Genomic DNA, 3,675 nt, shown 5'->3' with positions numbered 1-3,675 from the left:
TAGACCTCTTGCAAAAGTCTTAAGTCGATCCTTGTACAGCAACATTTTTGAAGATTATCAACTACTAATAAATAATTAACTGAAAGTCCCTCCCATTATTGTTTCTATCGTTTGTTTTCGGATTTATGCAAGAGGTCTAATACAAGGCTATTTGTACTTATCTGGCTTCATCTAATTTTCGATAAAAGTCTCGGCAGCTTACGAGATTTGTTTTTCTTAACTTATCATCAAGGAATAGCGGTGGACTTATCTACTTTCTCTAAAGCCAGTAAAAACCGAGATTATCAAGCGTTTAATCAGATTTATTTGAGCTTAAATCAGGAACTAAAAAAAAGAAAAGGAAAGAGAGAACATCCTCTGTCTGCTATCGATTCAACGTCTCGACTCTTCGGCGTAGCTCAGAGGTCACTTCGCTCGACGTTGACCCTGAGCGAAGCCGAAGGGTCAACCGTAATTACTTTGACCAGTAAATTGTTTTAGATGTCAGGCTATCATCAGATGAAATTAGTGATGGGCGTAGATGCTGAAACTGGTTCTATTGGAGAAAGTCATGTTCATTTTGGCTTTAGTAACGACGAACGTTTTGCGGAATTAATGATGACAACAGTGCCAAAAAACGGCATCGCTGTAGAGGATAGAGGATTTTGTGGCTTTGAGAATCTACTGGAGATTTCCAAGAGTGGGATACTTTTTATTGTCAGAATCAAAAATAACTATAAATTAGAATTTGAAGAAGAAGGAGAATTGGTTTATATCGGCTCTAAGAAACAAGTAAAATGTCGGGTTATCAGTTTTTGCAATTTAGAAACTAAGACAGAATATCGATTCGCCACTAATGTAGATATAGAGATTATGAGCAACGAGGAAATAGCCGAGGGCTATCGTCAGCGATGGGCAATAGAAATCCTCTGAAAATTCCTAAAAATGCACTTAAAGCTAGATATAGCTTTTTTCAGTCTGCTGAGGTACAAAAGTTATGGGTTTTAGGCAAAAGGCAAGAGGCAAAAGTCAAAAGGGAAGAAAAATATGTGTACCTCACTAGCTTAGGAAACGCTATAGACTAATGACTAAAAACGTCAAGGGTGTCACCATCCAAATTTATACGATATTAATCGTATATTTGATTTTGCAGCTTATACAGATTCCTCAAATATATGGGGATACTTTACTTAATAAACTGCGCTATGTTGACTTAATTTTATCACAAGAGGGAAATTTAATCTCTCTAAGCGAACGCCTGTTCTCGTCAGCTTCTATGTAAAGTTTTATGTACGGATTCAACAGTTATGGGACTTGACTGATACTCTAATGGTTAGTTACCTAAAAGTCGGCAACAAAAATGAGACCAAAGACCGAGTTAATTTACCGTTAACGAGGCTCAAGATGGGGATCATCTTATTTAGGCAAGTGAGTGATTATACTTGTCCCTAAAACTGGTTTTTAACAAGGCTTTCAAAATAGCTTGACATAAAACCTGATTTAGGTGTTACAGAGATCAAGAAGACTTGTCTGTTGCTAACCTCAGTCCCCAAGCAATTACGGCGTTACTGATTTGAGAGATGAATCTTCTTTTCTGGAATTTTGGCTCTTCTCCACTTTGTGTAAAATTTTTGCTTATGTAATCCTGAAGTGCTTATTGGACAAGACTTTTAGGACTATTTTGGCGTTCGGCGATGCTCAGACGTTCGGCGATGCTCAGTCGAGCCGTCGAGCCGCAGCAGAAACTATCAGTATAGACCTCGTTTCCACACAGAAACCAGAAGAGCCAAATTTTTAAAACCTAGACCCAAACTAACTTTTGGATACGACGCACAGTTAGCATTCATCTCTTGATTCAGCAACACCGCAATTACCTGATCCAGCTGCCCAAAAGTAACCAATCCTTAGACAATGAGGGAATATGTACACACAAGAACAAATTGACGAATTAAAACAAAAAATTCAACCGATTATCTTCGACCGTCATCTTGGAACTTCGGAATATGTGAAACAAATGGGAGAAGTGAAGAAGTTCTTAGAAAGATTTACAGGAGATAATGTTTTTCGGGAAGAATTTCTGAAAAATCCCCAGGCCACAGTTGAACAGTATGGCTTACCGATTGACCCTGAAGAAATCCGCTTGCTATGGGACTTTGATGCTGCAAGAAGCCATGATCCGGCAACTGAACCAACTCCCTTACCGGTTATGCGTTATCGCGCCTTTATTCGGGAAAAGAAACAACATCGCGACCAATCCCAAAAAGTTCTCTGTGCCTCCAATGATCCTCGTTTCAAAGCTTGGCGAGACCGACAAGTTCAGCGTTGCTACAGTCAGTTAGGTAAACGCAACGGAGAAGCGATTGTCCATGCGCCAATGACCTTAGAATTGAGCAAGGGTTGTTCGGTAGGTTGTTGGTTCTGTGGCGTGTCTGCACCTAAACTTTCCGATATCTTTTTCTATACCCCAGAAAATGCTAAATTGTGGCAAGAAACCCTCACAGTTCTTCAAGAAATTATTGGACCTGCCGCTGCTCATGGTTTTTGTTATTGGGCCTCTGATCCTCTCGATAATCCTGACTATGAAAAATTCTTAATCGATTTCCATCGGATTCTCGGTCGTTTTCCCCAAACAACGACGGCCCAACCGATGAAAGACCCGCAGCGCACCCGTGACTTGTTGAAATTATCAGCCGAGAAAAAAGGATTTATTGACCGTTTCTCGTTGATTTCCCTAAAAATGCTCAAGGATGTTCATGCCGAGTTTAGTGCAGAAGAGCTAACTTTTGTGGAACTGATCACGCAAAACAAAGAAGCCCATAACATCGGTAAACATATTACGGGTCGCGCCCGAGATTACTACCGTAAACAGGCCGAGAAAAACCATGAAGAATATCCTGATGATGCCGTTTCGGGAACTATTGCCTGTGTCTCAGGATTTTTGTTCAATATGGTGGATCATTCCGTCAAATTAATCAGTCCCTGTAATGCCAGTGACCGTTGGCCTTTGGGTTATTACGTTTTCCAAGAAGGCACTTTTACCGATGGAGAAAGCTTGCGTAATTTATTAACAGACATGATCAATCAGCACATGAAAACTTCTGTGCGTCATGATCAAGTTGTTGCTTTCCGTCCTGACTTGAAGTATGAAGATATTGACAATGGTTTTCGGTTATCTTCTGCCTTTTTGCACCACAACTTTAACAATGTTTCTGATTATTTGCGAGATCTGGTGCAGGGGGTCTATGAAGGTAAACAAACAGCAGGCGAATTAGCCCTCAAAATGGAACGGCAACATGAAACACCCCTCGAAGAAACATTCTATAACCTGAATAGTTTTCTCAAGAACGGTTTTCTTAATGAAGAACCCGAACCCGCTGTTCTTTGAAAAATTTCAGGGGCATTAATTATGCGGAATAGGGTTAATGCCCGACTCGATCATGAATATTCCACTCACGCTCAATTACTAATGGATATTATTCTATGACTGGCGAACGCAACAAACTAATCTGGGGGGAAATCGTCGCCCGTGCCTGGCGCGATGCAGCTTTCAAACAACAATTACTGAGCAATCCTAAAGCCGTTCTCACCGAAGCGGGAATGTCTGTGCCAGAGGATGTGGAACTGCAAGTGGTTCAAGATACGCCAACCCTGCGCCATCTGGTGTTACCTGTAGCCCCTACTGGTGGTAGCTCAACC

The 3,675-nt window shown here is 40.9% G+C and carries 3 protein-coding genes and 1 pseudogene; all 4 read left to right on the top strand.

What is annotated here, in order from left to right:
* Positions 1–480: 480 nt before the first annotated feature.
* Complete coding sequence (locus tag O9334_RS07540; RefSeq protein WP_190356670.1) at positions 481–912, top strand: transposase; 432 nt, start codon at positions 481–483, stop codon at positions 910–912.
* A gap of 145 nt (positions 913–1,057) precedes the next feature.
* A pseudogene (locus O9334_RS07535) lies at positions 1,058–1,261 on the top strand (IS4-like element ISAva3 family transposase); the annotation flags it as partial.
* Between the two features lie 639 nt (positions 1,262–1,900).
* Entirely contained in the window at positions 1,901–3,364 is a 1,464-nt protein-coding gene (locus O9334_RS07530) for a radical SAM family RiPP maturation amino acid epimerase (RefSeq protein ID WP_190356671.1), read from the top strand.
* A 95-nt stretch (positions 3,365–3,459) separates the two neighbouring features.
* Positions 3,460–3,675 (top strand): NHLP leader peptide family RiPP precursor (locus O9334_RS07525; protein WP_287999771.1); only part of this gene is annotated, 216 nt, incomplete at its 3' end.

The sequence above is a fragment of the Microcystis sp. LE19-8.1F genome (genome assembly GCF_027531715.1).
Taxonomy (GTDB): Bacteria; Cyanobacteriota; Cyanobacteriia; order Cyanobacteriales; family Microcystaceae; genus Microcystis; species Microcystis wesenbergii_A.
The sequence above is the reverse complement of the archived record's forward strand: the minus strand, read 5'-3'. Positions and strand labels throughout refer to the sequence as shown.

What these genes read in the sequence shown, in the direction of transcription:
- O9334_RS07540 (WP_190356670.1), top strand. Translation starts at nt 481, where the DNA reads ATGTCAGGCTATCATCAGATGAAATTAGTGATGGGCGTAGATGCTGAA.
- O9334_RS07530 (WP_190356671.1), top strand. Translation starts at nt 1,901, where the DNA reads ATGTACACACAAGAACAAATTGACGAATTAAAACAAAAAATTCAACCG.